The sequence below is a fragment of the Chryseobacterium sp. SIMBA_038 genome, assembly GCF_046535115.1.
Lineage (GTDB): Bacteria > Bacteroidota > Bacteroidia > Flavobacteriales > Weeksellaceae > Chryseobacterium.
This window is the reverse complement of the sequence record NZ_JAWRXH010000116.1, coordinates 1-279: the sequence shown is the minus strand read 5'-3', so window position 1 is coordinate 279 and position 279 is coordinate 1. Positions and strand designations below refer to the sequence as shown.

Sequence of the window (279 nt, the reverse complement as noted above, 5' to 3'; positions counted from 1 at the left end):
TGGCAAGGGCAGGAGAGGAAGTGGAGATGAAGTCCAGAAAGACAACAATTCACTATCTTAAAGATATTACAATAGATTTTCCTTTGATAAGTTTTACCGTAGGCTGTTCAAAGGGAACCTACATCAGAAGTCTGGCTCATGATATTGGGCAGGAACTGAGAGTAGGAGCCTATCTGACCCAATTGAGACGAACAAAAATTGGCGATTACAAGATTGAAGATGCTACAGATCAGTTTTTAAACAATGATTTTAGATTTCTGGAATCATGAAAATGAAACA

1 pseudogene is annotated in these 279 nt (G+C 38.0%); it reads left to right on the top strand.

Annotation, left to right across the window (positions count from 1 at the left end):
- Positions 1–269 (top strand): annotated as a pseudogene (locus tag SB689_RS22935) (tRNA pseudouridine(55) synthase); the annotation flags it as partial.
- Between the last annotated feature and the right edge of the window lie 10 nt (positions 270–279).